The 25229-nt window shown below is 72.9% G+C and carries 19 protein-coding genes, 1 tRNA gene and 1 pseudogene; 9 read left to right on the top strand and 12 right to left on the bottom strand.

Annotated elements, in window-relative coordinates:
* The first annotated feature begins 22 nt into the window (after positions 1 to 22).
* From COUCH_RS03065 to COUCH_RS03055, 3 genes are read left to right on the top strand one after another with little or no spacing between them, the layout of a single operon-like run.
* Entirely contained in the window at positions 23 to 2764 is a 2742-nt protein-coding gene (locus COUCH_RS03065; protein ID WP_249610585.1) for an alpha/beta fold hydrolase, read from the top strand.
* A complete protein-coding gene (locus COUCH_RS03060; protein ID WP_199510301.1) occupies positions 2761 to 3615 on the top strand; it encodes an ABC transporter permease in 855 nt (284 codons plus the stop codon). Before COUCH_RS03065 ends, COUCH_RS03060 begins: the two co-directional genes overlap by 4 nt.
* A gap of 2 nt (positions 3616 to 3617) precedes the next feature.
* Positions 3618 to 4496 (top strand): alpha/beta fold hydrolase, encoded by an 879-nt coding sequence (locus COUCH_RS03055; RefSeq protein ID WP_249610584.1) that lies wholly within the window; start codon positions 3618 to 3620, stop codon positions 4494 to 4496.
* Positions 4497 to 4551: 55 nt separating this feature from the next.
* Here the strand turns inward: COUCH_RS03055 and COUCH_RS03050 are convergent, their stop codons facing one another.
* The gene (locus tag COUCH_RS03050; protein WP_249610583.1) at positions 4552 to 5337 is read right to left on the bottom strand and encodes a DeoR/GlpR family DNA-binding transcription regulator; all 786 of its coding nucleotides are present in this window, start codon (positions 5335 to 5337) and stop codon (positions 4552 to 4554) included.
* A gap of 190 nt (positions 5338 to 5527) precedes the next feature.
* On the opposite strand from COUCH_RS03050, the gene COUCH_RS03045 reads away from it, so the two are divergent.
* Genes COUCH_RS03045 through nagA form a run of 3 tightly spaced genes read left to right on the top strand, consistent with a single transcriptional unit; the run spans position 5528 to position 8480 of the window.
* Positions 5528 to 6454: an SIS domain-containing protein gene (locus tag COUCH_RS03045; protein WP_249610582.1), complete on the top strand. Its 927-nt coding sequence runs from the start codon at positions 5528 to 5530 to the stop codon at positions 6452 to 6454.
* A complete protein-coding gene (locus COUCH_RS03040; RefSeq protein WP_249610581.1) occupies positions 6451 to 7380 on the top strand; it encodes an ROK family protein in 930 nt (309 codons plus the stop codon). Before COUCH_RS03045 ends, COUCH_RS03040 begins: the two co-directional genes overlap by 4 nt.
* On the top strand, positions 7377 to 8480 hold the full coding sequence (nagA, locus tag COUCH_RS03035) for an N-acetylglucosamine-6-phosphate deacetylase (RefSeq protein WP_249610580.1): 1104 nt from the start codon (positions 7377 to 7379) through the stop codon (positions 8478 to 8480). The genes COUCH_RS03040 and nagA overlap by 4 nt, the downstream gene beginning before the upstream one ends.
* On the opposite strand, the gene COUCH_RS03030 is transcribed toward nagA, so the two are convergent.
* Together COUCH_RS03030 and COUCH_RS03025 are read right to left on the bottom strand one after the other, a co-directional pair.
* Entirely contained in the window at positions 8440 to 9150 is a 711-nt protein-coding gene (locus COUCH_RS03030; protein WP_249610579.1) for a phosphatase PAP2 family protein, read from the bottom strand. The genes nagA and COUCH_RS03030 overlap by 41 nt on opposite strands.
* A 29-nt stretch (positions 9151 to 9179) precedes the next feature.
* Entirely contained in the window at positions 9180 to 10538 is a 1359-nt protein-coding gene (locus COUCH_RS03025) for a trypsin-like serine peptidase (RefSeq protein ID WP_249610578.1), read from the bottom strand.
* 118 nt (positions 10539 to 10656) lie between these two features.
* Between COUCH_RS03025 and COUCH_RS03020 the strand changes: the two genes are divergently transcribed.
* On the top strand, positions 10657 to 11862 hold the full coding sequence (locus COUCH_RS03020; RefSeq protein ID WP_249610577.1) for a DUF4032 domain-containing protein: 1206 nt from the start codon (positions 10657 to 10659) through the stop codon (positions 11860 to 11862).
* On the opposite strand, the gene COUCH_RS03015 is transcribed toward COUCH_RS03020, so the two are convergent.
* Entirely contained in the window at positions 11859 to 13661 is a 1803-nt protein-coding gene (locus COUCH_RS03015) for an NAD-binding protein (RefSeq protein WP_249610576.1), read from the bottom strand. The two genes, COUCH_RS03020 and COUCH_RS03015, sit on opposite strands and share 4 nt — an antisense overlap.
* 77 nt (positions 13662 to 13738) lie before the next feature.
* On the opposite strand from COUCH_RS03015, the gene COUCH_RS03010 reads away from it, so the two are divergent.
* A complete protein-coding gene (locus COUCH_RS03010; RefSeq protein ID WP_249610575.1) occupies positions 13739 to 14203 on the top strand; it encodes an MSMEG_6728 family protein in 465 nt (154 codons plus the stop codon).
* Here COUCH_RS03010 and COUCH_RS03005 read toward each other — a convergent pair.
* Both COUCH_RS03005 and COUCH_RS03000 read right to left on the bottom strand, forming a co-directional pair.
* Positions 14173 to 14610, bottom strand: coding sequence for a GNAT family N-acetyltransferase (locus tag COUCH_RS03005; RefSeq protein WP_249610574.1), 438 nt, complete (start codon positions 14608 to 14610; stop codon positions 14173 to 14175). The genes COUCH_RS03010 and COUCH_RS03005 overlap by 31 nt on opposite strands.
* A 53-nt stretch (positions 14611 to 14663) precedes the next feature.
* Positions 14664 to 14740, bottom strand: a tRNA-Thr gene (locus COUCH_RS03000).
* Positions 14741 to 14917: 177 nt separating this feature from the next.
* On the opposite strand from COUCH_RS03000, the gene COUCH_RS02995 reads away from it, so the two are divergent.
* Positions 14918 to 16003 (top strand): ABC transporter ATP-binding protein, encoded by a 1086-nt coding sequence (locus COUCH_RS02995; protein WP_249610573.1) that lies wholly within the window; start codon positions 14918 to 14920, stop codon positions 16001 to 16003.
* Between the two features lie 86 nt (positions 16004 to 16089).
* Here COUCH_RS02995 and COUCH_RS02990 read toward each other — a convergent pair whose 3' ends face one another.
* The 6 genes and pseudogenes from COUCH_RS02990 to COUCH_RS38770 all read right to left on the bottom strand — a co-directional run.
* Positions 16090 to 18957 (bottom strand): Hsp70 family protein, encoded by a 2868-nt coding sequence (locus tag COUCH_RS02990; protein WP_249610572.1) that lies wholly within the window; start codon positions 18955 to 18957, stop codon positions 16090 to 16092.
* Between the two features lie 78 nt (positions 18958 to 19035).
* The gene (rlmB, locus tag COUCH_RS02985) at positions 19036 to 20151 is read right to left on the bottom strand and encodes a 23S rRNA (guanosine(2251)-2'-O)-methyltransferase RlmB (RefSeq protein WP_249610571.1); all 1116 of its coding nucleotides are present in this window, start codon (positions 20149 to 20151) and stop codon (positions 19036 to 19038) included.
* On the bottom strand, positions 20151 to 21566 hold the full coding sequence (gene cysS / locus COUCH_RS02980; protein ID WP_249610570.1) for a cysteine--tRNA ligase: 1416 nt from the start codon (positions 21564 to 21566) through the stop codon (positions 20151 to 20153). The genes rlmB and cysS overlap by 1 nt, the downstream gene beginning before the upstream one ends.
* Positions 21567 to 21657: 91 nt before the next feature.
* A complete protein-coding gene (locus tag COUCH_RS02975) occupies positions 21658 to 23307 on the bottom strand; it encodes a S8 family serine peptidase (RefSeq protein WP_249610569.1) in 1650 nt (549 codons plus the stop codon).
* Between the two features lie 66 nt (positions 23308 to 23373).
* Positions 23374 to 24729, bottom strand: a complete 1356-nt coding sequence (locus COUCH_RS02970) for a class II fumarate hydratase (RefSeq protein ID WP_430640957.1) — start codon at positions 24727 to 24729, stop codon at positions 23374 to 23376.
* Positions 24730 to 24972: 243 nt separating this feature from the next.
* Positions 24973 to 25128, bottom strand: a pseudogene (locus COUCH_RS38770) (AfsR/SARP family transcriptional regulator); the annotation flags it as partial.
* Positions 25129 to 25229: the final 101 nt, after the last annotated feature.

The following is a 25229-nucleotide window of genomic DNA, read 5'->3' as shown; positions in this document are numbered from 1 at the left end:
GGCCCGCGGATAGCGTTGCCGCATGTCTCTGCCCTCCCGGCTGCGCCGCGCCCTGCCTCGTCTCACGCGGCGCCGGGTGGTGGCGAGCGCGGCGGTCCTCGTGATCGTGGCCGCGCTGGTGACCTGGGCCGCGCTGCCCGAGCGGCACTCCTGGACGGCGACCGACCAGCGGATCACCGTACGGTCGGGGCCGTCGGGCGACGAGCCGGTCGACCTGGACACGCGCTTCTACCTGCCGAAGGACCGGGACGGGAAGGTGCCGGCGGTGCTGCTGGCGCACGGCTTCGGGGGGACGAAGGACTCAGTCGACGACGACGCGGAGTCCCTGGCCGACCGCGGGTACGCCGTCCTCACCTGGACCGCCCGCGGTTTCGGGGCCAGCGGCGGCGAGATCCACCTGGACAGCCCGGACTACGAGGTCAAGGACGCCCAGCGCCTGCTCGACTGGTTGGCCGCCCGTCCCGAGGTGCGTACCGACGCCGCCGGTGACCCCCGGGTGGGCGTGGTCGGCGGCTCGTACGGCGGCGCGCTGGCGCTGCTGCTGGCCGGCCAGGACCCGCGGGTCGACGCGATCGTGCCCCTGATCACCTGGAACGACCTCGGGCGGTCGTTCTTCCCGCAGTCCGCGGACGGCGTCACGACGCCCGGCGTCTTCAAGAAGAGCTGGGCCGGGCTGTTCTTCGGCAACGGCTCGTCGGCACCGGCCGGGGGTCCGCCGGCGGCCGGCGGGGACCCGGCGTGCGGCCGGTTCGCCGCGGACGTCTGCGCCGCGTACCTGAAGATGGCGACCACCGGCGCGCCGGACGCCGCCACCACCGCGCTGCTGCGCCGGTCGAGCCCGGCCACCGTGCTGGGCCGGATCAAGGCGCCCACGCTGCTGATCCAGGGCGCGGTCGACACGCTCTTCCCGCTCTCCGAGGCGGATGCGAACGCGCGGGGCATCGCGGCGGCCGGGACCCCCGTACGCGTGGCCTGGTTCACCGGCGGGCACGACGGCGGGCAGGGCCCGCAGACCGACCAGGACCGGACGAAGTTCCTCACCGCGCAGTGGCTCGACCACTACGTCAAGGGCGAGGGCGCCGCGCCGGAGAACAGCTTCACCTACTCGCGGGTGGCCGGGTTCAGCGCCCTGGACCGCGGGCTCGTCACCAACGGGTATTCCGATCCCGCGTACCCGGGGCTGGGCGGGACCGGGCGTACCGAGGTCACGGTCAGCGGCCCCGCGCAGCCGATCGCCAACCCGCCCAACGGCAACCCCGGCGCGCTGTCGTCGCTGCCGGGCGTCGGCAGCCAGCTCAGCTCGCTGATCGGCGGCGTCGCGGGCGACCTGGGCGGCCAGCACGCGACGTTCGAGTCCGCGCCGCTCACCGCCGCGGCCGAGGTCGTCGGCGCGCCCACGGTGCGGCTACGGGTGGCGTCGCCGACCGGCTCCGCCACGGTGTTCGTCAAGCTCTACGACGCGGATCCGAACGGTACGGCCACGCTCAGCGGCGGCCTGATCGCGCCCGTGCGGCTCACCGGCCTGCCCCGGGACATCGCCGCCGCGCAACCGGTCACGGTCACGCTGCCGGCGATCGTGCGGCGCATCGACGCGGGGCACACCGTACGCGTCGTCGTCGCCACGTCGGACCAGGCGTTCCTCACCCCGGCCGACCCCGCCGTCTACACCGTCGCGGTGGACCCGGCGGTGACGCTGCCGACCGTGGTGGGCACCCCGATCGCCAACCCACAGGTCGTGTGGCGGTGGGTGCTGCTGGGTGTGCTCGCGGCGATCGTGCTCGGCGTCGTGGCGGTGCTGCTCGTCCGCCGCCGCCGGGAGACGCCGCCGGTGGCCGAGTTCGCCGACACGCCGCTGGTCGTGCGGGGGCTGCGGAAGGCGTACGGGGACGGCTTCGTGGCCGTCGAGCAGGTGGACTTCCGCGTCGAACGGGGCCAGGTCGTCGGCCTGCTCGGCCCCAACGGCGCCGGCAAGACCACGACGCTGCGGGTGCTCATGGGCCTGACGATGCCGACCTCCGGCGACGCGCTGGTGTTCGGTCGCCGGCTCACCCCGGGCGCGCCGATCCTGTCCCGGGTCGGTGCGCTCGTCGAGGGACCGGGCTTCCTGCCGCACCTCAGCGGGTACGAGAACCTGCGGGCGTACTGGCAGGCGACGGGCCGGCCGTTGGCGGACGCGCGGTTCGAGGAGGCGCTCGAGATCGCCGGCCTCGGCGACTCGGTGCACCGCCGGACGAAGAACTACAGCCACGGCATGCGCCAGCGGCTCGCGATCGTCCAGGCGATGCTCGGCCTGCCGGAGCTGCTCGTGCTCGACGAGCCGACGGACGGGCTCGACCCGCCGCAGATCGCCGAGATGCGCCGGGTGCTGCGCCGGTACGCCACCGACGGCCGGGCCGTGCTGGTCTCCAGCCACCTGCTCGCCGAGGTGGAGCAGACCTGTACGCACGCCGTCGTGGTCAACAAGGGCCGGATCGTGGCGGCGGGGCCGGTCTCGGACATCGTGGGCGAGTCGCCGTCGGTGCAGCTGTCCGTCTCCGACGTCTCCGCGGCGACCTCCGTGCTGGAGACGCTCAACGTGCGCGGGGTGAAGCGGGACGGCGCCTCCGACCTGATCGTCGACATGAACGGCACGCCCCGCGAGGAGGTGGTGGCGTCCCTGGTCCGCGCCGGCGTCGGCGTCGACCGGGTGGTGCCCCGCCGCCGCCTCGAGGACGCGTTCCTCGCCCTGGTGGGCGACAACTCCCGGGGAAGTGGGGACCGATGAGCAGCGCAGCCACCGGCTACCGGCCGTCCGCCACGCTCCCGATCCGGGCCGAGATCCGGCGGCAGGCCTCGCGGCGGCGTACCCAACTGGCCCTGGGTTTCATGGTTCTGCTGCCGTTGATCGTGCTGCTGGCGTTCGAGTTCGGCGGCGGCAACGACGACGACAACGGCGGCGGGGCGTTCTCGTCGCTGGTCGACCTGGCCACCTCGGGCGGCCTCAACTTCGCGCTCTTCGCGATCTTCGTGTCGGCCGGCTTCCTGCTGGTGGTGGTCGTGGCGCTGTTCTGCGGGGACACGGTGGCGTCGGAGGCGAGCTGGGGCAGCCTGCGCTACCTGCTGGCGATCCCGGTGCCCCGCGCCCGCCTGCTCGCCGTGAAGCTCGTGGTCGCGCTGGCCTACTCGCTGACCGCGCTGCTCACCCTCGCCGGCACGGCCCTGCTGGTGGGCACCCTCCGGTACGGCTGGCACCCGCTCGGCAGCACGGTGGCCGCGGAGATCCCGGCGGGTCAGGGCGTGCTGCGCCTGCTCGCGATCCTCGGCTACCTCGCGGTGACCCTGCTCGGCGTGGCCGGCCTGGCCTTCCTGCTGTCGGTGCTCACGGACGCGGCGCTCGGCGCGGTCGGCGGCGCGGTCCTGCTGTGGATCCTGTCCAGCATCCTCGACCAGATCACCGCGCTGGGCTCGGTGCGCAACTTCCTGCCCACCCACTACAGCGACGCCTGGCTCGGGCTGCTCTCGACGCCGATGCAGACCGACGACGTGGTCAAGGGCGCGATCTCGGCGGTCTGCTACGCGACGCTGTTCTGGTCGCTGGCGTTCTACCGCTTCACCCGCAAGGACGTGACGTCGTAGCCGTGACCGGAACGGCCCGGCACGGGGATCTCCGGATCGCCTATGAGGTGTTCGGACCGCCCGGCGGCGAACCGCTGCTGCTGATCAGCGCCACCGACGCGCAGATGCTCATGTATCCGGCCGAGTTCTGCACGGAACTGGTCGAGGCGGGCTTCCAGGTGGTCCGCTTCGACAACCGGGACGCCGGGCTCTCCACCCACCTCACGGGCGTACGCGCGCCGGGACCGCTGGTGGCCGCCCTGCGCCCGTCCTCGGCGCCGTACCGGCTGACGGACATGGCCGGCGACGCGGTGGCCGTCCTCGACGCGATGGGCTGGGAGTCGGCGCACGTCGCCGGCACGTCGATGGGCGGCATGATCGCGCAGACGGTCGCGATCGACCACCCCGGCCGGGTCCGCAGCCTCACGTCCATGTCCTCCACCCCGTCGGTCCGCATCGGCACGCGCCCGCCGCTCAAGGTGCTGCGGGCGATGACTGCGCTGCTGGCCCGGCCGGTCCGCTCCGCCGAGGAGGCGGCCGGCCGCGAGGTGGCGATCTACCGGCTGATGGGCTCGCCCGGGTACCCGCTGGACGAGGACCTGGTGCGCTCGATCGGCCGGGAGGCGTACGACCGCCACCCACCGGAACCCGAGGCGGGCCTGCGCCAGCGCGCGGCCGTCGCGGCGTCGGGAGACCGCCGGAAGAGCCTGGGCGGCCTGCGCATTCCCGCCCTCGTGATCCACGGCGACGCGGACGTGATGATGCGCCCGAAGGCGGGCCGGGCGACGGCCGCGGCCATCCCGGGGGCGCGGCTGGTCATGTACCCGGGCATGGGCCACGACCTCCCCCGCCCGCTCTGGCCGTCGGTCGCCGGCGAGATCAGCCGTCTGCCACGGCCGTAGAGGGGTGCCGGGACGGCCGATGAGCTGTGGCCGACGGTCCGGAGTGCGACGACCTCTAGGCGACGACGACGTGCACGCCGGCCTCGCGGAAGGCCTGAACCACCGGGGCCGGCGCGCCCGAGTCCGTGACCAGGGTCTCGACCTTGGCGATCGGGCAGATCCGGGCGAACGCGTGGCCGCCCAGCTTCGACGAGTCGGCGATCACCACGACGCGCTTGGCCCGGGCCACCATCAGGCTGTTCATCGCCGCCTCGCCCTCGTGGTGGGCGGCCGCGCCGAGCTCCACGTCGAGGGCGTCCACGCCGAGCAGCACGATGTCGAGCGTGACCTCCTTGAGCAGCGCCCCGCCGAGCGGTCCGACCAGCTCGAAGGACTGCGGCCGGACCACGCCGCCGGCGACCACGATCTTCATGCGGGAGCGGACGAGCAGCTCGTTGGCGATGTTGAGGGCGTTCGTGACGACCGTGAGCTGGGCGCCGTCGCCGCGGGTGTTGAGGTCGGGGCGGACGGCCAGCGCGCGGGCGACCTCGGTCATCGTGGTGCCGCCGTTGAGGCCGACGACGGTTCCGGGTACGACCAGGTTGGCGGCCGCCTCGCCGATGCGCTGCTTCTCGGCGGAGTGCTTGGCGCTCTTGTAGCGCAGCGGCAGGTCGTACGAGACCCCGTTGGCGACCGCCCCGCCCCGGGTCCGGGTGATCATCTGCTGCTGGGCGAGCTGGTCGAAGTCGCGGCGGATCGTGGCCTGGGAGACGTCGAGGCGGTCCGCCGCGTCCTCCACCGTGACGCGGCCGCTCTCCGCCAGTAACTCCAGCAGGGCATTCCACCGCGCGTACCGGTCCACCCGACCTCCCCGCTGCTCGTTTCGTGATAAGAGTGTGCACATTAGTGCGCGAAACGTCGCGAAGCAAAGAAGGTGGCTGCGCGAACTCGGGGCGATGGTTGCGGCGCGGCCGACCTTCCACGCAGAATGGCGCTCGAAAGAGCGGAGAACCGAGCGCTTATGCGCAGCACAACGGCCTGATGAGGAACCCATGAGTCACGTCAAGGTGGAGATCGCCAGTCAGCCGGACTGCTGGCGGCAGGCGGCGAAGATGGCGGACTCCGACGGGCTGCCGCTGCCGGGCGAGCGGGTCGCCGTGGTCGGCTGCGGCACGTCGTGGTTCATGGCCAAGGCGTACGCGGCCCTCCGCGAGCGCGAGGGTCACGGCGACACCGACGCGTTCCAGGCCTCCGAGTTCCCGCTCAACCGCAGCTACGACCGGGTCATCGCGATCACCCGCTCCGGCACCACCACCGAGGTGCTCGAGCTGCTCGAGGCGCTGCGCGGGCGTACCCGGACCACCGTGATCACCGCGGACGGCCGGGAGCCAGCCGTCGCGAACGCCGACGACGCGATCGTGCTGGACTTCGCCGACGAGCTGTCGGTGGTGCAGACCCGCTTCGCCACCAGCGCGCTCGCCCTGGTCCGCGCCCACCTGAACTTCGACATCGAGCCCGTCGCCGCCGACGCCGAGGTCGCCGTACGGCTGCCGCTGCCGGTGCACCCGGCGCTGGCCGAGCAGATCACCTTCCTGGGCCGCGGCTGGACCGTCGGCCTGGCCGAGGAGGCGGCGCTCAAGTGCCGCGAGGCCGCCGGCTGGTGGGCCGAGGCGTACCCGGCCATGGACTACCGGCACGGCCCGATCTCCATCGCCGGTCCCGGCCGGGTGGTCTGGGCGTTCGGGGAGATCCCCGCGGGCCTCTGCGAGGAGGTCGAGGCGACCGGCGCGGCCTTCGTGCACAGCCGCTACAACGGCGGGTACGCCGCCCTCGGCAGCTGGCGCGGCGGCGGCCGGACCGGCCTCGACCCGATGGCCGACCTCGTCGTGGCCCAGCGGGTCGCGGTGCTGCTCGCCACCAGCCAGGGCCTCGACCCCGACCACCCACGCAACCTGACGCGTTCCGTCGTCCTGCCATGACACCCCGGGATGTGGTGGTGGCGCTGGACGTCGGCGGCACCGGCATGAAGTGCGGCCTCGTCCGCCGCGACGGCACCGTGCACCACTCCGAACGGCATCCCACGCTTCCGCAGCGCGGGCCCGGGGCCGTCACCGCCGACATCCTCGACATCGCCGAGGGCCTGGCCGCACGGGCCCGGGCGGACGGGCTCGAGCCGGTGGCCGCCGGCGTGGCGGTGCCCGGCGTGGTCGACGAGGAGACCGGCACGGCCGTGTGGTCCAGCAACGTCGGCTTCCGCGACGTACCGCTGAAGGACCTGGTGTCGCAGCGGCTCGGGCTGCCCGCGGTGCTCGGCCACGACGTCCGCGTGGGCGGCATGGCCGAGGCGCGCCTCGGCGCGGGCCGCGAGCAGCGGCACGTGCTGTTCATCGCCATCGGCACCGGCATCGCGGCGGCGCACGTGGTCGACGGCAAGGCGTTCTCCGGCGCGCACGGCGCGGCCGGCGAGGTCGGGCACATCATCGTGCGGCCGGGCGGGCCACCCTGCAACTGCGGCGGCCGCGGCTGCCTCGAGGCCATCGCGTCGGCCTCCGCGGTCGGCCGCCGGTACGTCGAGCTCTCCGGTGTTCCCGGGGTCACCGCCCACGACGTGGCCATCCGCGCGGCCGCCGGCGAGGACCTGGCCAACCGGGTGTGGACCGAGGCGGTGGAGGCGTTCGCGGACGGCCTGCTCACCGCGCAGGCCCTGTACGACGCCGGCATCGTCGTGCTCGGGGGCGGCCTGGCCGAGGCCGGGGAGGCGCTGCTCGCCCCGCTGCGGGTGGCGCTGGAGGCCCGGATCACCTTCCACCGGGTGCCGCGGATCGTGCACGCGGCGCTCGGCGACACGGCCGGCTGCCTCGGAGCCGCCCTGCTGGCCCTCGACTCCCTGGAGAACACGCAGTGACGAAGATCCACGGCCACGTCGTCCGGCCGGGCGCGGTGGTGCCCGGGTTCGTCGAGCTCGACGGCCCGACGATCCTGTCGGTCGAGGCGGGCGACCCCGCGGGCGACGACGTGATCGTGCCGGGCTTCGTGGACCTGCACTGCCACGGCGGCGGCGGGCACACGTTCACCCGCGGCGACGTCGACGACGCAGCCCGGGCCGCGGCGTTCCACCTCGGGCACGGCACCACCACGATGCTCGCCAGCCTGGTCAGTTCGCCGTACGAGCTGATGCGGGACGCAACCGAGGCGTACCTGCCGCTCGTGCGCGCCGGGGCTATCGCGGGCATCCACTTCGAGGGGCCGTACCTGAGCGGGGTGCGCTGCGGGGCGCAGAACCCGGCGTTCCTGCGCGATCCGTCGATCGAGGAGCTCACCGCGCTCGTCGAGCTGGGTACGGGCGCGATCCGCATGGTCACCATCGCCCCGGAGCTGCCGGGCGCGCTGGACGCCGTCCGCTACCTCGCCGGGCGGGGTGTGATCGCCGCGCTCGGGCACACCGATGCGACGTACGAGCAGACGCTGGCCGGTGTCGCGGCCGGCGCGACCGTCGGCACCCACGTCTTCAACGGCATGCCGCCGGCGCATCACCGGGAACCGGGCCCGATCGTCGCGCTGCTCGACTCCCCGTTGGTGGTCTGCGAGTTCGTCGCCGACGGCACCCACCTGCACGACGGCACGCTGCGCTTCGCGGCGCACGCCACCGGGCCGGACCGGGCCGCGCTGATCACCGACGCGATGGATGCCGCCGGGATGCCGGACGGGCAGTACGAGCTGGGCGGCCAGGACGTGACGGTGGCCGGCGGAGTGGCCCGGCTGACCCGCAACGGCTCGATCGCCGGCAGCACGCTGACCATGGACGCGGCGCTGCGGCAGGCGGTCGGCGCCGGGCTCGACCTGCCCACCGCCTCGGCGATGGCCTCCACCACGCCTGCGCGGGCGCTGGGCCTCGCCGACGAGGTCGGGGCGCTGGAGGCCGGCCTGCGCGCCGACCTGGTGGTGCTCTCCGCGGACCTGCGGGTCAAGCGGGTGATGCGGGCCGGGGAGTGGATCCAGGGCTGAGGCCCCACGGTACGCGGGCCAGCAGGCGCGCCAGGATCAGGCCGAGCAGCAGCCCCGCCACCGAGTCGGTGATCCAGTGGAACGCCAGGTACGTCGTCGTGACGAAGACGATGGCCGGCGGCAGCACCCGCAGGGCGAGGTTCGTGCGCGCCGACAACGGCCGGCTCAGCAACACCCCGAGCAGCACGGCGATCACGTAATACCAGGCCAGCGCGTTGGCGACGTGCCCGGAGGGATAGCTCATCGCGTTCACGCCGGAGGCGGCCGGGTTGAACAGGATCTCCCGGTCCGGCCCCTTGAACGCCGGCGCGGCCCGGTCCAGCCAGATCTTCAGCGGGCCGATCGTGACGTACGTCAGCACGAACCCGCCCGCGAACAACGCCACCGGCCGCCACGAGCGCAGCCGCCAGGCCGCCAGCGCGGCGAGCAGGATCGCGACCGGCATCAGCACCTGGCCGCCCTGGCCCAGGTAGTTCAGCACCCGCAGGACCCAGTACAGCGGGGCCGGCCGGTGGTCGGAGACCCAGTCGGCGACCCGCACGTCCAAGGCGAGCAGGTGCCCCCGGGCCAGCGCGACCGTCAGCGCGACGAACGCGGCCAGCAGGACGACGTCCGGCCACCAGCCGCGTACGCGCTGGTCCGGGCGGGTGTCGACGGCGCTCTGCTGCATGCGCCCACGCTACCGTCGCCGGCAAACCCCTACAGGTACGTCCTCAGCCGTGCGTACAGCAGGTCGGCGCGGACACCGGAGTTGGGGCAGCCGCCGAAGTGGTGCAGGGCCACCACCTTGTCGGTCCTGCGGGACAGCACCGGGCTGCCGCTCGAGCCGCCCTCGGTGTCGCAGTAGTAGGCGACGTCGGAGTTCTGCCCGTACCCGTCGTAGGCGTTGTCGGTCACCGAGCAGGTGCCGGCCTTCTCGCCGAGGCGCCCGGCGATGCGGGTGGGCTCGCCCGCCGGGTGCTGCGGGACGTACAGCTCCTGGCCGCGGACCGGGCGGGCGGTGTCCAGCGTGAGGTTGCCGAACTTCTGCACCGCCGCGAAGTTCTCGACGGTGAACAACGTGTAGTCGTACACGTGGCTGGTGGACAGGACCTTGTCGCCCCACACCTTGGTCGGCTTGAACACGTCGTAGCCGCCGCACCGTACGCACTGGTAGTTGAACCACACCTCGGTCTCGTACGCGTCGGCCGAGGTGCTGAAGCAGTGGTTGTTGGTGAGCATGCGGTTCTTCGTGCCGAGGCGCCAGCCGGTGCAGAGCTCGGTGCCGTTGATCAGCAGCCGGGCGACCGCCTTGGAGCGGGTGTACGCGACGGGGTCCGCCGACCGGTAGCAGACGGCGTCGCGGCTCTCGTCGTTGCCGCAGACCGACTCCTCGCGGCCCGTACGGTTCGGGTTGCGCAGCTGCCCCTCGGGCGCCCGCCCCTGCTCGCCCTTCGTGAAGCCCTTGGCGACCTTGTCGACCCGTACGCCCAGCCGGCCGAGCAGCGAGCCGACCAGACCGCCGCCGCGGTGCAGCTCCAGCACGGCCGTGTCACCGGTGATCGACATGGCCCACCGGTCCGAGGGCGCGGCCGGGTCGAGCAGCTTCGGCGCGTCGTACCGGTAGGACTCCTGACCCGTGGCGTCCGAGACGGTCAGGTAGTCGCCGGGCAGCATGATCATGCGGCCGAAGTGCAGCTTGACGTACGACGCGCCCGGGTAGCGGAAGACCTCGCGCTCCGGCGACCCGTACCCGAGCAGCTTGTCGATGCCGAGCAGCTCGCCGACCTTCTGCCGGCCGTCCTCGGCGGGCCGCGTGGCCGACTCGGTGATCGCCGAGCCCTTGCCGGCAGCCGGCTTGCTGACCGCCGCCGGGGACGCGGAGGGCTGCGGGGCCGCCGCGTCCTTGTGGGTGGTGGACTGCTGGACCGCGACGGGGGTGCGCAGCGGGCCCGCCCCCTCGTGCCAGGTGCCGACCGTGCGGCCCTCGTCGCTCGACCGCCACGCCACCGCACCGGCCGACCCGGCCAGTGCCAGGGCGGCGCATGCCCCGGCGACGATGCTCACCGTACGTCGCACATCCACTCCCGTCCCTCGCGTCACATCGCCGACATAAGCAACAATCGGGCGATCTCGCTTCTGTGTAACGAGCCACGTGCGGCAGCGACGCGCCGACCGGAGCGTGCACACTGGCTTCGTGCGCATCACCTCCGCCCTTGTCGACCCCGCGCTGCTGGACCTTCCGTGGCACGTTCCGCTCGAGGAATGGCCGGCGGATCACCTGGTCGCGCTCCCGCAGGGCATCTCGCGGCACATCGTCCGGTTCGTCAAGCTCAACGACACCGTGTACGCCCTGAAGGAGACCCGGGAACGGATCGCCGAGAAGGAGTACGACCTGCTGCGGGCGCTCGAGCGGATCGACTTCCCGGCCGTGAAGGCGGTCGCGATCGTCACCGACCGTACGGACGCCGACGGCGAGCCCCTGGAGTCCGTGCTGATCACCCGGCACCTGCAGTTCTCGCTGCCGTACCGGGCGCTGTTCTCGCACGTGCTGCGCCCCGAGACGATGAACCGGCTCCTCGACGCGCTGGCCGCGCTCATCGTGCGGATGCACCTCACCGGCTTCTCGTGGGGCGACTGCTCGCTGTCCAACACGCTGTTCCGCCGCGACGCGGGCGCCTTCGCGGCGTACCTCGTGGACGCCGAGACCGGGAACCTGCACCCCAAGCTCTCCGAGGGGCAGCGCAGCGAGGACATCGAGATCCTGCGGCTCAACATCTTCGGCGAGTGCCTGGACCTGCAGGCCGCCGAGCTGCTGCACGAGGCGATCGACCCGGAGGCGGTGGTCGACGACATCGTGGCGCGCTACGAGCGGCTGTGGCACGAGGTCACGTACGAGCAGGAGGTCCCGCGCGACGCCCGGCACGACATCGAGGGCCGCATCCGCCGCCTCAACGATCTCGGCTTCGACGTCGCCGAGGTAGCCATGTCCACGGTGGACGGCGGCTACCGGGTGCGCCCCAAGGTCGTCGACGCGGGCTACCACACGCGCCGGCTGCTGCGCCTGACCGGGCTCGACGCCGAGGAGAACCAGGCCCGGCAGCTGCTCAACGACCTCGACGCGTACCGAGCGGAGAGCGACCTCGTCGACGAGCAGCAGGCCGCCCACCGCTGGCTGACCGAGGTCTTCGAACCGGTCGTCCGCGCGGTCCCCGCCAACCTGCGCCACAAGCTCGAGCCGCAGGAGATCTTCTCGCAGATCATCCAGCACAAGTGGCTGCTGTCCGAGCGCGCCGGACGCGACGTGGGAATGGCCCCGGCGGTGCAGTCCTATCTGACCGACGTGCTGGCCCACAAGCCCGATGAGCAGGCCGTGCTGGGCGTCGAGGTCGGCGCCGTCTAAGGCGTCTGCTCCGGCTCCAGCAGCAGCGGCTCCGGAGGCGGGGTGGCCTGCTCGGTCAGTGCCCGCAGCCCCGCCCGCCGGGCGACCGCCATGACCCGGTCGCCGGCGATGAGCACGCGCCGCGGGTCGGGCGCCCAGTCCACCCACTCCGAGCCGGCCGCGACCAGGCCGATGACCCGTACGCTCAGCGGCCGGTCGGCCCGCTCCAGCGGAGCGCCGTCCAGCGGCGAGCCGGGCAGGATCCTGACGTCGGCGACCAGCAGCGCGTGCCGGTCGACCGGGATGGTGGCGAGCACGTCGCGGTCCAGCATCGCGGCCGCGAACGCCGGCGCGGCCAGCCGGGACACGCTGCGGGAGATGTCGATGCTGAAGGCGTCCTGCACGCGGCGGGCGAAGTCGTCGTCGAAGAGGCGCAGCACCACGCGCAGGTCGGGGCGGACCGACCGGGCGTTCAGCGCGGCCTGCAGGTTGGTCACGTCGTCGGTGGAGACCACCACCAGCGCCTTGCTGGTGGCGATCCACGCCGACCGCAGGGTCTCCTCCAGCGAGGCGTCCCCCACGATCAGCGGTACGCCCAGCTGCTCGGCCACCTTCGCGCCGCGCGCGTCGGCCCGCCGGTCGATGGCCACGACCTCCAGCCCGAGATCGGTGAGCTGGCGCAGCACCCGGGTGCCCACGCTGCCCAGCCCGACCAGCACGATGTGGTCCTGGTGCGGGTTCGCGACGACGCCGCGCGCCAGCGCCAGCCGGGCGTTGACCATCCCCTCGACCACCGCGGCGGTGATCAGCGGCAGCAGGGCCAGCCCGGAGATCGTCAGGACGAGCTGGGCGGCCTGCGCCACCGCGTTGCGGTTCTCCTCCACGTCGGACGAGCCGACCGCGGTGAGCAGCGTGACGTACATGGACTTCCAGAAGCCGTCGACGTTGTCGGCGTGGGCGAGGACCGTACCGGCGATCGCGGTCACCACCAGCGTGATCATCACGGCGATGCCGAGCTTGCGGCTCAGCGCCGCCCGCAGCGCGCGGCCGAACGTCACGAACGGGTGCCGGCGTCGCTTGCGCGCCCGGACCAGGCGCTGGGCGGCCACCGCCTGACCGGCCGGCCGGCCCGTCGCCTCGGCGAGCACCAGATCGGCGGGCCGCTCGGCGTCCGGCTCGGGGTCCGCGGGCAGGACGTCGACCCGGCCGGCGCCGTTCGCGGCGGTCAGGGCACAGATCACATGCTCCGGCTGTACGTCGGCCCGCCGCGCGACGTAGACCGTGCGGCCGGGGAGGCGTACGTGGGTCGGCGCCACCTCACCGAGCGAGGCGGCCACGAACGCCGGGGCAGCCATCGCGGCGTCGGAGAGGACGGCGCAGTCGGCGAACAGGCGGCGGACGCCGTACCCGAGACCCGAGTTGAACATCCGGATGACCAGCCGCAGGTCCGGCTCGACCGCCTGCGCGCACAGCGCCGCGTGCAGGTTGACGACGTCGTCGGGCATCACCAGGGCCAGCGCGGCCGCGCCCGCCAAGCCGGCGGAGCGGAAGGTGCTCTCGTCGAGGCGGTCGGCACGGATGACGCGTACGCCGCGCAGCGCCGCGAGATCCGGCACGTCGGAGCGCAGCCGCGGCGGCACGACCACGGTCAGGCGGACCCGGTGGCCGGCATTGGCCAGCTCCTCGGCGAGCGTGTAGACCAGCGCGTCCGCGCCGCAGATCACGAAGTGGGGCCGGTTGTCGCCGTTGCGGGGCAGCCCCTCGCGCAGCCGGGACACGAACGATCGCCGGGACGGGTCGCGCGCGGGATCGACGGCCATGGCCGCATCGTAGCCAGCCCGCACCCGCGTCATGGGGCGGTCACGGACCACCTCCCCCTCGAGCGGATCATTGCCTCATGCAGACCTTTCTGCCCTTCCCGGACTTCGTCGCCAGCGCGCGGGCGCTCGACCAGAAGCGGCTGGGCAAGCAGCGCGTCGAGACCATCCAGGTGCTGCGCGGCCTGATCCAGCCCGGGTACGGCTGGCGCCACCACCCCGCGGTGAAGATGTGGACCGGCTACGAGGAGGCGCTCGTCCGCTACGGCCTCGACATGTGCGGCGTCTGGGTCGCCACCGGCCGGGCGGACACGACGGCGGAGACGATGCGCGCCGACGCCGCCGCGGCCCGGGGTCTCACCGTGATCCGCGCGCAGGACGACCTCGCCGCCGCAGGTGAGCTCCCCCCGTGGCTCGGTGACGACGCCCTGCACCTCAGCCACCGCTCGGCCCTGGTCCGCAAGGACCCGGACTTCTACCGCCCGCTGTTCGGCGACATCCCGACCGACCTGCCCTATGTCTGGCCGGGTTCCGACCGGTCCTGAGTCACATCCCAGGAGAGCAGCAGGAACGGCTCCTCCTCGTTGGCGCCCGCCCTGCGGTACGTGCGCTGTGCGGCCTCGTTGTCCTGCTCGGTCGCCACCCACATGCCGTAGCACCCCCGCTCGCGGGCGATGGCGGCCAGCGCCTCGACGAGGGCCGTACCGACGCCCTTGAGCCGCGCGTACGGTGCGACGCCCAGCTCGTACAGGAACATCTCGGTGCCCTTGTCGGGGTGGGTCATCTCCACGCCGGTGACCATCCCGACCGGGCGCCCGTCCTCGTACGCCAGCAGCAGATGGTGTCCGCGGTCGGCGAGGAACCTCGCCGTCGCGTCGGCGAGCAGCGGCCCGTCGAACAGGTGCGCGGCCGGCTGGACGGCCGCGGCGTCGGTGATGCGCTCGATACGCATGGCGAAACCCCAGGGGTTGGGAATTCTTTTCAGCGCGCCCGGCGCCGGGAAGGTGGAGCCCCCGGTCGGAATCGAACCGACGACATCCTGTTTACAAGACAGGTGCTCTGGCCAACTGAGCTACAGGGGCGTGGGCCCGAGCATACCGGCTCCCGCCATCCGGGCCGAAACGCCCGTTGCCGTGCCGCGACCTTGGCAGAACATGAAAAAACATTTACGGTGGCGAGGCGTGTGGTCCGCCACATGGCTGTTCCTCCACTCGGATCGTCCGGCACGTTCCTGCCGGTGGAAAGGAAGTCGATTCACCATGGCTACCGTCACCTATGACAAGGCCTCCCGGATCTACCCGGGCTCCGACCGTCCCGCCGTCAACGAGCTCAACCTCGAGATCGGCGACGGCGAGTTCCTCGTCCTGGTCGGCCCCTCGGGTTGTGGCAAGTCCACCAGCCTGCGCATGCTCGCCGGCCTCGAGGACGTCGACCGCGGTCGCATCCTCATCGAGGGCAAGGACGTCACGAACCTGCCCCCGAAGTCCCGCGACATCGCGATGGTCTTCCAGAACTACGCCCTCTACCCGCACATGTCGGTGTACGAGAACATGGCGTTCGCCCTGAAGCTGCGCAAGACCCCCAAGTCGGAGATCGACCGCCGGGTCAAGGAGGCCGCCCAGCTGCTCCAGCTCGACGAGTACCTCTCCCGCAAGCCGAAGGCGCTCTCCGGTGGTCAGCGTCAGCGTGTCGCCATGGGCCGGGCCATCGTCCGCGAGCCGCAGGTGTTCCTCATGGACGAGCCGCTGTCGAACCTCGACGCCAAGCTCCGCGTCCAGACCCGTTCGCAGATCGCGACGCTGCAGGCCAAGCTCGGCATCACCACCGTCTACGTGACCCACGACCAGGTCGAGGCCATGACGATGGGCCACCGGGTGGCGGTCATGCTGGACGGCGTGCTGCAGCAGTGCGACACCCCGCGTGAGCTGTACGACCGCCCCGGCAACGTCTTCGTCGCCGGCTTCATCGGCTCCCCGGCCATGAACATCAAGACCGTGCCGCTGACCGAGCGGGGCGGCAACTTCGGCGCGCTGGACCTGCCGCTGACCCGCGAGCAGCTCTCCGCCGCGCAGTCCGGCGGCGGCAAGGTGACCATCGGCTTCCGTCCCGAGGCGACCGACATGGTCTCCCCGACCGAGGGCGGCCTGCCGATCGTCGTGGACCTGGTCGAGGACCTCGGCTCGGACGCCAACGTCTACGGCCACGCGGCCATGGACGGCGGCTCGGAGCGCTTCGTGGTCCGCACCGACCGGCGCAGCATGCCGACCATGGGCGAGACGGTGTACATCAAGCCGCAGGCGAACAACGTGCACGTGTTCAACGCCGGCACCGGCGAGCGCATCTGATCGTCAGCTGCAACGAACGGGCGGTTCCCCGCGGGGAGCCGCCCTTCTCGTTGTCTCCCCGGTCGTCTCTCGGCGTCTTCCGTCGCTCAGGACGCGAAGGTCTGCAGGACGAAGTCCTCCTCGGCGGCGCAGGCCAGGTTCCTCTGATCCCAGGCGCACGACGCCGTCCGTACGTTCTCCAGCGAGCCCAGCGGCACCGCGGCGTCGCCCACGTGCACCCCGGACAGGGCAGGGTCGTCGGCCGAGGTCGACAGCGCCTTGGAGAAGAGCAGCACGTTGCCGCCGTCCAGCCGGCCCGCCGTACCGGCCCGGGTCCACGCCACCTTGCCGCGGTCGTCGAGCAGCGTCACCTGCCCGGGTGAGGTGTTCTGCGACGCCAGCACCGCCTCGCCCACCGGCACCAGGCCGTCGGCGTCCGGCACCGTACGCGACCACGTCACCCCGCCCTTCGCCACGTCCACCGCGACGACCTGGGCCGTCTTGGCGTCGTACCCGGTCTTCTGGACGAAGCAGACCCGGTCGTCGCCGCACGCCGTCAGGTGCTCGAGCCGGCTGTTGTCCGGCAGTGTGTACGGCACCTTCGGCTCGCCGAGCTTCGCCAGGTCGTACACGACGATGCGCCGGGCGGTGCCGGACTCCGCCACGATCAGCCGCCCGTTGTGCGCGACGATCGGGTCGTCCGGGTCGGCCACGCTACGCCGCGGCCCGGCCACCTCGTCGCCGGTGCGCGCGTCCAGCACCCGCGCGGACCGGTCCGCCCCGATCTGCACGAGCCGCTCGTCGTCGTCCGTCGGCCCGGCGAACGGCACCCCGCCGGTGGTCGCCGCCCCCGCGAAGTCGTCGGCCGTGGTGGCGGTGACGACCCGGGTGGTGCCGAGGCCGTACTCGGTGGTGGGGTTCCGCTTCTCCCACGCGGTCCGCCCGCGGTCGCGGACCTTGAGCCCGAGCACGCGCTTCTCGGTCCGGTCGACCAGGACGGCGACGTCCCCGGCGAACAGCACGTTGTCGTCCGAGGAGATCGAACGCTCCCACATCTTCCGGCCGCCGCCCGGGTCGAGCATCACCATGCGCCGGTCGCCGGTCGAGGAGTCGGTGCCGGTGATCGCGACGAGCGCGTGCGGCATCGTGAAGAAGAACTCCCACCGGCTCGCCGTGCCGGCATCCGCGCTGGTCCACAGCTTCTTGCCGGTGCCGGCGTCGGCGGCGACGACCCCCAGCTGCCCCTTGTCGTCCGCCGAGGCGAAGTAGGCCCGCCCGTCACGCAGCCCCGCGGCGGAGAAATACGAGGTCACCGGCACGAGCGGCGGGACGCGCCGCGGCTCGCTCAGCGGCCGGTAGTCCAGCGCCCGCGAACCCGGCCACAGCAGCACGACGGCGGTCGCGACGACCCCGAGGACGACAACGGTCGCCGCCGCGATGAGCCACAGACCTTTCCTCCTGTACGCCGGCAGCCGGCGCTCCCCCGCCGGGCCGGGTTCCCCCGCCGGATCGGGCTGCGCCGGGTGGCCGTGCACCGAGGCGAGCCACGGCTGCTCCGGCGCGGAGGCGGCCCAGGGCTGGTCCGGCGATGGTCCCGGCATCGGCGAGACCGGGACGGCGGAAGCGGGCGGGATCAGGGGTGCGCCGCCGGCGGCGGCGAGAGCGGCCGCTTCCCCGGTGGCCCACGGGTCGACCGGCTCGGCGTAATTCGGCTCCTCGCCCACCACGTCGGCGCCGGTCCTGGACCCGCCGACCGCCGGAGCCGGCGCTGCCTCGGTCGCGGTCACCGGCGAGCCGGCGGCCTCGGTGCCCGGTCCGGCCGCGGGCGAGGGGTGGGCCATCGTGTCGGTCTGTGGCGGCACCGCAGCCGCCCGCATCCGGCTGACCGGAGTGTCGCGCTGCTCCGGCGCCGCGAGGATCGCACCCTCGGCGACCGGGAGCTCCGGTTGCTCGATCACGGTCGGCGCGACGCCCAGCTCGCTGTGCAGCAGCCGTGCCACGAGCGGCACCCGGGACGAGCCGCCCACCAGGAACAGCCCGGCCAGATCGGCCGGCGCCAGCCCGGCCGCCTTGACCACCGCCTCCGCCTCCGCCACACCGCGCCGGACCAGCGGGGCCGCGACCAGCTCCAGCTCGGCGCGGGTGAGGTGGAGCGCGTGCTCCAGACCGGGCACCGGCACGGGTGCCTCCCCGGCGCGCGACAGCATCTCCTTCGCCCCGCGGACGTCGTCCCAGAGCTGGCGGCGGGCGCGCCACTGCGCGAGGGTCACCGGCTCCCGCAGCGTGGCCCAGGCTTCGGGGTACGACCGCTCCAGCTCGGTGCCCAGGTGCGCCACCAGCGCGGCGTCGATGTCGAGGCCACCGAGGTCGTCCAGGCCGCCGGAGGCCGCCACCTCGAAACGCGCCCGACCGTCGGGGCCGGCGCCCTCGTTGCGGACCACCGCGACGTCCAGGGTGCCGCCGCCGAAGTCGAAGACGGCGAGCGCCGCCCCGACCGGCACCGGCCGGCGCAGCACCTCGGCGAAGTACCGGGCCGCGGCGACGGGCTCGGGCACCAGCGGCGTGGACGGCGGCCAGCCGGCGAGGGCCAGCGCGTCGGTCAGGACCTGGCGGCGCTGGGCACCCCAGGCCGCCGGGTAGGTGACCACGGCCGGCGGCAGCTGACCGGCCGCCGCGACCGCCTCCCGGGCGACCGCCTCGAGCAGCGCCGCGAGCAGGTCGGGCACCGGGACCTCGGCGTCGCCGAGGAGGACGGTCGGCGCGTCGACGTGCCGCTTCGGGTGGGGCTCGAGGCGGGCGGGATCGGCGTACCCGAGGCGGAGTGCGTCGCGGCCCACGTGCAGGCGGCCGGCGCGGTCCCGGTGGACGGCGGAGGGCAGCAGCGGGAGGCCGTCGAAGAGCAGCGGGCGCACCCGGCCGTCGGGCCAGCGCAGCATGGCGACCGTGTGCGATGTGCCCAGGTCAACACCGAGCATGCAGCTGCCCCTCCGCGCCGGACGACACTCGGCCCGTCACGTTACATGCCCGGTACGACGACTCCCCGGCGCGGCGGCTCAGCCGTACGTTCGGCGGCGGGAAACCTCCGCGAGGGTGACCGCCGCGGCGACGCTCGCGTTGAGCGACTCCACGGTGGACGCCATCGGGATGCTGACCCGCAGGTCGCAGGTCTCCCCGACCAGGCGGGACAGGCCGCGGCCCTCGGAGCCCACCACCACGAGCAGCGGGCCCACGGCCGCCTCGAGCTGGTAGAGGTCCGTCTCGCCGTCGGCGTCCAGCCCGATCGCCGTGAACCCGGCCTGCTGAGCCGCCTTGACGGCCCGGGTCAGGTTGACCACCTGGGCGACCGGGACGCGGGCGGCCGCACCGGCGCTGGTCCGCCACGCGGTGGCGGTGATGCCGGCCGCGCGGCGCTCCGGCACGAACACCCCGTGCCCGCCGAACGCGGCCACGGACCGGATCACGGCGCCGAGGTTGCGCGGGTCGGTGACCCCGTCGAGGGCCACGAGCAGCGGCGCGGGCTGCTCCAGCGCCGCGGCGACCAGGTCGTCGAAGTTCTCGTACGCGAACGGCGGCACCTGGAGCCCGACGCCCTGGTGCAGCACCCCGCCGGTCATCCGGTCGAGCTCGTTGCGGCTGATCTCCAGGATCGGGATGCCCCGGTCGCCGGCGGTACGGACGATCTCGGTGATCCGGTCGTCGATGTCGATGCCCTGGGCGACGTACAGCGCGGTGGCCGGGACCAGCGCGCGCAGCGCCTCCACCACCGGGTTGCGGCCGAGCAGCAGCTCGGGGCCTTCCTTGGTGGGGTTGGAACGGCGGCCCGGCGCGACGCGCGGACCACGGCTCTGCATGCGGGCACCCCGCTGCGGGGCCGGACGGCCGGTGGCACGACCGCCGCCGCGACCCCAGGTGGTGTCCTTGGTGCCGGGTACGCCGACCTTGGGGGCGCGCCCCTCGGCCGCCGCGGCACGGCGTTCCTTCTCCTGCTTACGGGCGGTCTTGTCGGGCAGCTTCTCGGTGCCCGAGTAGCCCTTGTGCCACGGCCGCTCGTCGGCGGGCAGGGTCTTGCCGCGGCCCTTGAGGCTCGCGCGGTTCTTGCCGCCCGAGCCGGCCGAGGCGCCCTTCTTCGAGGTGACGCGCTTGCTCACGTTGCGGGAGTTACCTGGCATCAGTGCTGCTCTCCTACCGTCCAGCGCGGCCCGGCCGGAGTGTCCTCCACCTGAATTCCCGCGTTCTTGAGCTGGTCGCGCACCGAGTCGGCGGCCGCCCAGTCCTTGCGTGTGCGGGCCTGCGCCCGCTGCTCCAGCGCGAGCGCGACCAGCGAGTCGACGACCGGCTTGAGCTCGCCGCCGCTCTCGCCGCCGCCCCACGCGGGGTCGAGCGGGTCGAGCCCGAGCACCCCGAGCATGGCGCGCACCTCGGTGAGGGCGGCCCGCACCCCGGTCTCGTCGCCGGCGGCCAGCGCGGTGTTGCCCTCGCGGATCGTGTCGTGCACGACCGCCAGCGCCGCCGAGGTGTTGAGGTCGTCGTTCATCGCCGCCGCGAACGCCGGGGGCACGTCCTTGGGACGCCCGGTGCCCACCACTTCGACGGCCCGCTGCACGAAGCCCTCGATGCGCCGGTACGCCGTGGCCGCCTCGCGCAGCGCGTCGTCGGAGTAGTCGATCCGCGAGCGGTAGTGCGGCACGCCCATGTAGTAGCGCAGCTCCACGGGACGGATGCCCATGTCGCGGACGGCCTGCAGGTCGATGACGTTGCCCAGCGACTTGCTCATCTTGGCCTCGCCGAGGTTGAGCAGCGCGTTGTGCACCCAGTAGCGGGCGAACGGCAGCCCGGCCGAGCGGGACTGGGCGATCTCGTTCTCGTGGTGCGGAAACGTCAGGTCGAGCCCGCCGCCGTGGATGTCGAACTCGTCGCCGAGGTAGCGCCGGGCCATCGCGGAGCACTCGATGTGCCAGCCGGGCCGGCCGGCGCCCCACGGCGAGGGCCACGATGCCTCGGCGGGCTCGTCGGCCTTGACGCCCTTCCACAACGCGAAGTCCTCGGGGTGGCGCTTGCCGCGCTCGGGCGCCTCGCCGGCCGACAGCATGTCCTCCGGCCTCTGCCCGGAGAGCGCGCCGTAGTCCGCGTACGTCGGCACGTCGAAGTACACGTCGCCGTTACCCTCGGAGGACTCGTACGCGTGCCCGCGCGCGATCAGCTCGGCGATCAGCTCGTGCATCTCCGGCACGTGCCCGGTCGCGAGCGGCTCGTAGGTGGGCGGCAGCACGTTGAGCGCCCGGTAGTCGGCGTCGAGGACGAGCTTGTTCGCGTACGCGATCGACCAGAACGGCCGTCCGGTCTCCAGCGACTTGACCAGGATCTTGTCGTCCACGTCGGTGACGTTGCGGATGAACGTGACCTCGTAGCCGGACTGCGCCAGCCAGCGGCGCAGGATGTCGTAGTTGACGCCGCTGCGCAGGTGGCCGATGTGCGGCACCGACTGCACGGTGAGGCCACACAGATAGACACCGACCTGACCGGGCGTCTTCGGAACGAAGTCGCGGACGGATCGGGTCGCGGTGTCATGCAGCCTCATCGTCACCGTACAAGGGTACCGGCCGCCGGAAGCAGAAAACCGCCCCGCCCGGGGGACCGGGCGGGGCGGTTGTCCACAGCTTTGTCCACAGGCCGGATCAGCGGCCGCCGACCGCCTTGTACGCGTCGACGATGCCGTGCCCGTAGAAGCCGTTGAACACCTTCGGACCCGCGCAGTACGCGTCGAACTCGGGCCCATAGCCCTCGTTCGCGTAGCTGCGCAGCCGCGGCTCGGGGCACGCGGTCTTCTCGGCCGTACGGTAGAGCTGCGCCTCGACCAGGTCGGGGTTCATGGTCAGGCCGCCCCGCCACCAGTCGCGGTGGCCGTACTTGCTGACGATCAGCGCGGCGACGCCGGCGGCGTGCGGCGAGGCCATCGACGTGCCGGCCAGGTACGTGTAGTAGCCGCACTTGCCGTCGGCGGTGCAGTCCTTGAAGACCGTCGGGCTCAGCGGGTTGCCGGCCGCGTCGACCGTGCCCTTCTCCTGCAGGACCTTCAACGGGTACGAGGACAGGATGTTGTTGGCCGCCGAGTTGTACTGCGGCGTGCCGAAGAAGTCCCGCGTGAAGCCGCCCGGTGCGGCCACGCCGACCTGCTCGGTGCCGTAGTTCGAGTACTGCGACTTCGACTTCGACGGGCCGACCGCCGAGACGCCGATGACGTGCGGGCCCTCCGTGGGCAGCGAGAAGCAGGTGCGGTTGTCGATCGGCCGGTCGTACGGGTCGCCGCCGTAGTCCGGGCTGGTCGTGTCCTCCTGCGGGTCGTTCAGGTTGTCGTGCTGGTTGCCCAGCGCGCCGACCAGCGTGACCCCGTGGCTGTGCGCGTAGTTCAGGGCCCGCTTCATGCCGGTGATGATCGCCCGCTGCTCGGCCTGCGCCTCGGGGGCGTCGGCCGGGTTCGACGTGCAGTTGTAGAGCCACGGGTCGACGTAGAACGACATGTTGATCACGTCGAGGCCGGCGTCGCCGGCGTACGTCAGCGCGTTGACCACCGGGTCGAGGAAGAAGTAGCCGGAGTCCTGGCCGCCCTTGAGCTCGACCAGCGTGACGTTCGGCGCGACGCCGGACACGCCGGTGCCGTTGGCGGCGGCGGCGATGGTCCCGGCCACGTGGGTGCCGTGGCCGTCGTCGTCGGTGCCGACCGGGTCGACGCAGCCCTCGGCCTCGCACGGGCCGTCGATGTCCACCATGTCCGGCGCGAACACCCGGGAGAGACGGCTGCTGAAGTTGGGCGCGAGGTCCGGGTTGGACGCGTCGAGGCCGGTGTCGAGGACGCCCACGGTCACGCCGCGCTCGCCCTTCTCGATGGCCCGGGCCTTGTCGGCCTTGACCATCTTCAGGCCCCACAGCTTGTCGTCCAGCGGGTCGGCGGCGGGCGCCCCGGCCGGGCCGCGGCCGCGCAGCGACTCGGTCACCGGCTGCTCGACGGCGGGCGAGGTGCGCGGCGCGTACCCGACCGGCCGGTTGGCGGACGCACCGATCAGCGCGTCCGACTTCGCAGCCCGGATCTTGAAGTCGGCGGCGGCGGACGACACCTTGTACGTGCCCACGGCCGTGTTGGTGGAGACCACCGTGCCGCCCGCGGCGGTGATGGCCGCGATGGCATCGGCGGTGGAGACGCCGTCGTCGGCCACGACGGTGTACTCGATGGCGGTGGCGGCGGCGGCCGGCGTGCCCGGCACACCGACAAGGAATGCGGCGAGGCTCGTCGCGGTGGCGACGGCCCCGGCCGTCAGGCGTCTTCTCATGCCCGCATTCCATCGAAGACGACGATCATTCACAAGGCCCGATCGCCGCCTTCTGCCGACGGCCGGTCAGGGCCGGGTCATCCGGAGCACGTCGAGGGCCGTGTCCAGCTGTTCCTCGGTCAGCGTGCCGTTGGCGACATGTCCGCGTTCGATGACAACCGCCCGGATGGTCTTGTCTTCCTTGAGGGCCTGCTTGGCGATCGCGGCCGCCTCGTCGTACCCGAGGTAGCGGTTGAGCGGCGTGACGATCGACGGCGAGCCCTCGGCGTACCCGCGGACGACCTCCTCGTTGACCTCCAGGCCGTCGATGCAGCGGTCGGCCAGCATCCGGGCCGCGGCGGCCAGCAGCTTGATCGACTCGAGCAGGTTGCGGGCCATCACCGGAAGCATGACGTTGAGCTCGAAGTCACCCTGGGTGCCGGCGAACGCGACCGCGGCGTCGTTGCCGATCACCTGGGCGGCGACCTGGCGCACCGACTCGGGCACGACCGGATTGACCTTGCCCGGCATGATCGACGAGCCGGGCTGCAGGTCGGGGAGGCGCAGCTCACGCAGGCCGGCGCGGGGACCGGAGCCCATCCACCGGATGTCGTTCACGATCTTGTAGAGGCTGACCGCGACGACCCGCAGCTGCCCGGACGCCTCGACCAGGCCGTCGCGCGCGCCCTGCGCCTCGAAGTGGTTACGCGCCTCGGTCAGCGGCAGGCCGGTCGACTCTCGCAGCCGCTCGATCACCGCCGGGGCGAACCCGGGCGGGGTGTTCACCCCGGTGCCCACGGCGGTCCCGCCCAGGGGCAACTCGGCGAGGCGCGGCAGGGTGGCGGTGAGGCGGTCGATGCCGTTGCGCACCTGCGCCGCGTACCCGGAGAATTCCTGACCCAGGGTGACCGGCGTGGCGTCCATGAGATGCGTACGGCCGGACTTGACGACCTCGGCCCACTGCCCCGCCTTGGCGCTCAGCGCGGCCTCGAGGTGCTCCAGGGCCGGCACGAGGTCGGAGGTGACCGCCTCGGTCGCGGCCAGATGGATCGAGGACGGGAACACGTCGTTGCTGGACTGCGACGCGTTCACGTGGTCGTTGGGGTGGACCGGCCGGCCCAGCTCCCGCGACGCGAGGGTGGCGATCACCTCGTTGGCGTTCATGTTCGACGACGTGCCGGAGCCGGTCTGGAAGACGTCGATCGGGAACTGATCGTCGTACCCGCCGTCGGCGACGTGCGCCGCGGCCGTGACGATCGCCTTGGCCAGATCCTCGTCCAGCACCCCCAGGGCCGCGTTGACCTGTGCGGCAGCACCCTTGATCCGGGCCAGCGCCCGGATGTGCGAGGACTCCAGCCCCCGCCCGGAAATCGGAAAATTCTCCACGGCGCGCTGCGTCTGCGCCCGCCACAGGGCATCGGCCGGCACCCGGACCTCACCCATCGTGTCGCGCTCGATCCGGTATCCGCTCTCGTCAGTCGTCGTCACGATCCCATCCTGCCCCGGCCGCGGCCGCGACGCAGTTGATCCAGGCCACTGTTCAGCCGCCGCTCCACCTCGAGGTGGTCCGGCACGCCCATCGCCGTGAAGATGTCCCGCGCCTGCTGCCGGTACCGCCGCCCGGCAGCCGGATCGGAGACCGCGACGCAGGCGGCCAGTCCGCTCAGCGCCCGACCCGGAATTCGTCAGGATCGCGCCGGGCGGCAGGAGCCGGCGGAGCCGCGAGACGCAGGTCTGCAACCGGCCGCGGGCCGTCGCCGGTGGCGCTTCACCCCACACCGCGTCGATGAGCTGGTCCACGCCGACGGTCCGGCCGGCGTGCAGCAGCAGCACGCTGAGCACGGTACGGTCCCGACCGGCGGTGATCGCCACCTCCCGGCCCGCATCGGTCACGGACAGGGGACCGAGGATGCCGAACCGCACCTGGCCTCCTTCCGTGCGCC

Source organism: Couchioplanes caeruleus, from assembly GCF_023499255.1.
Classification (GTDB): Bacteria; Actinomycetota; Actinomycetes; order Mycobacteriales; family Micromonosporaceae; genus Actinoplanes; species Actinoplanes caeruleus_A.
Note: the sequence above shows the minus strand (reverse complement) of the source record. Positions and strands in the feature narration are given on the sequence as shown.

Coding starts and splice junctions, on each gene's coding strand:
- COUCH_RS03005 (WP_249610574.1), bottom strand. CDS start 14,610: ATGCGTATCGAGCGCATCACCGACGCCGCGGCCGTCCAGCCGGCCGCG.
- COUCH_RS03060 (WP_199510301.1), top strand. CDS start 2,761: ATGAGCAGCGCAGCCACCGGCTACCGGCCGTCCGCCACGCTCCCGATC.
- COUCH_RS03045 (WP_249610582.1), top strand. CDS start 5,528: ATGAGTCACGTCAAGGTGGAGATCGCCAGTCAGCCGGACTGCTGGCGG.
- COUCH_RS03065 (WP_249610585.1), top strand. CDS start 23: ATGTCTCTGCCCTCCCGGCTGCGCCGCGCCCTGCCTCGTCTCACGCGG.
- COUCH_RS03030 (WP_249610579.1), bottom strand. CDS start 9,150: ATGCAGCAGAGCGCCGTCGACACCCGCCCGGACCAGCGCGTACGCGGC.
- COUCH_RS03040 (WP_249610581.1), top strand. CDS start 6,451: ATGACACCCCGGGATGTGGTGGTGGCGCTGGACGTCGGCGGCACCGGC.
- COUCH_RS03010 (WP_249610575.1), top strand. CDS start 13,739: ATGCAGACCTTTCTGCCCTTCCCGGACTTCGTCGCCAGCGCGCGGGCG.
- COUCH_RS02975 (WP_249610569.1), bottom strand. CDS start 23,307: ATGAGAAGACGCCTGACGGCCGGGGCCGTCGCCACCGCGACGAGCCTC.
- rlmB (WP_249610571.1), bottom strand. CDS start 20,151: ATGCCAGGTAACTCCCGCAACGTGAGCAAGCGCGTCACCTCGAAGAAG.
- COUCH_RS02995 (WP_249610573.1), top strand. CDS start 14,918: ATGGCTACCGTCACCTATGACAAGGCCTCCCGGATCTACCCGGGCTCC.
- COUCH_RS02970 (WP_430640957.1), bottom strand. CDS start 24,729: ATGGGTGAGGTCCGGGTGCCGGCCGATGCCCTGTGGCGGGCGCAGACG.
- COUCH_RS03015 (WP_249610576.1), bottom strand. CDS start 13,661: ATGGCCGTCGATCCCGCGCGCGACCCGTCCCGGCGATCGTTCGTGTCC.
- COUCH_RS02990 (WP_249610572.1), bottom strand. CDS start 18,957: ATGCTCGGTGTTGACCTGGGCACATCGCACACGGTCGCCATGCTGCGC.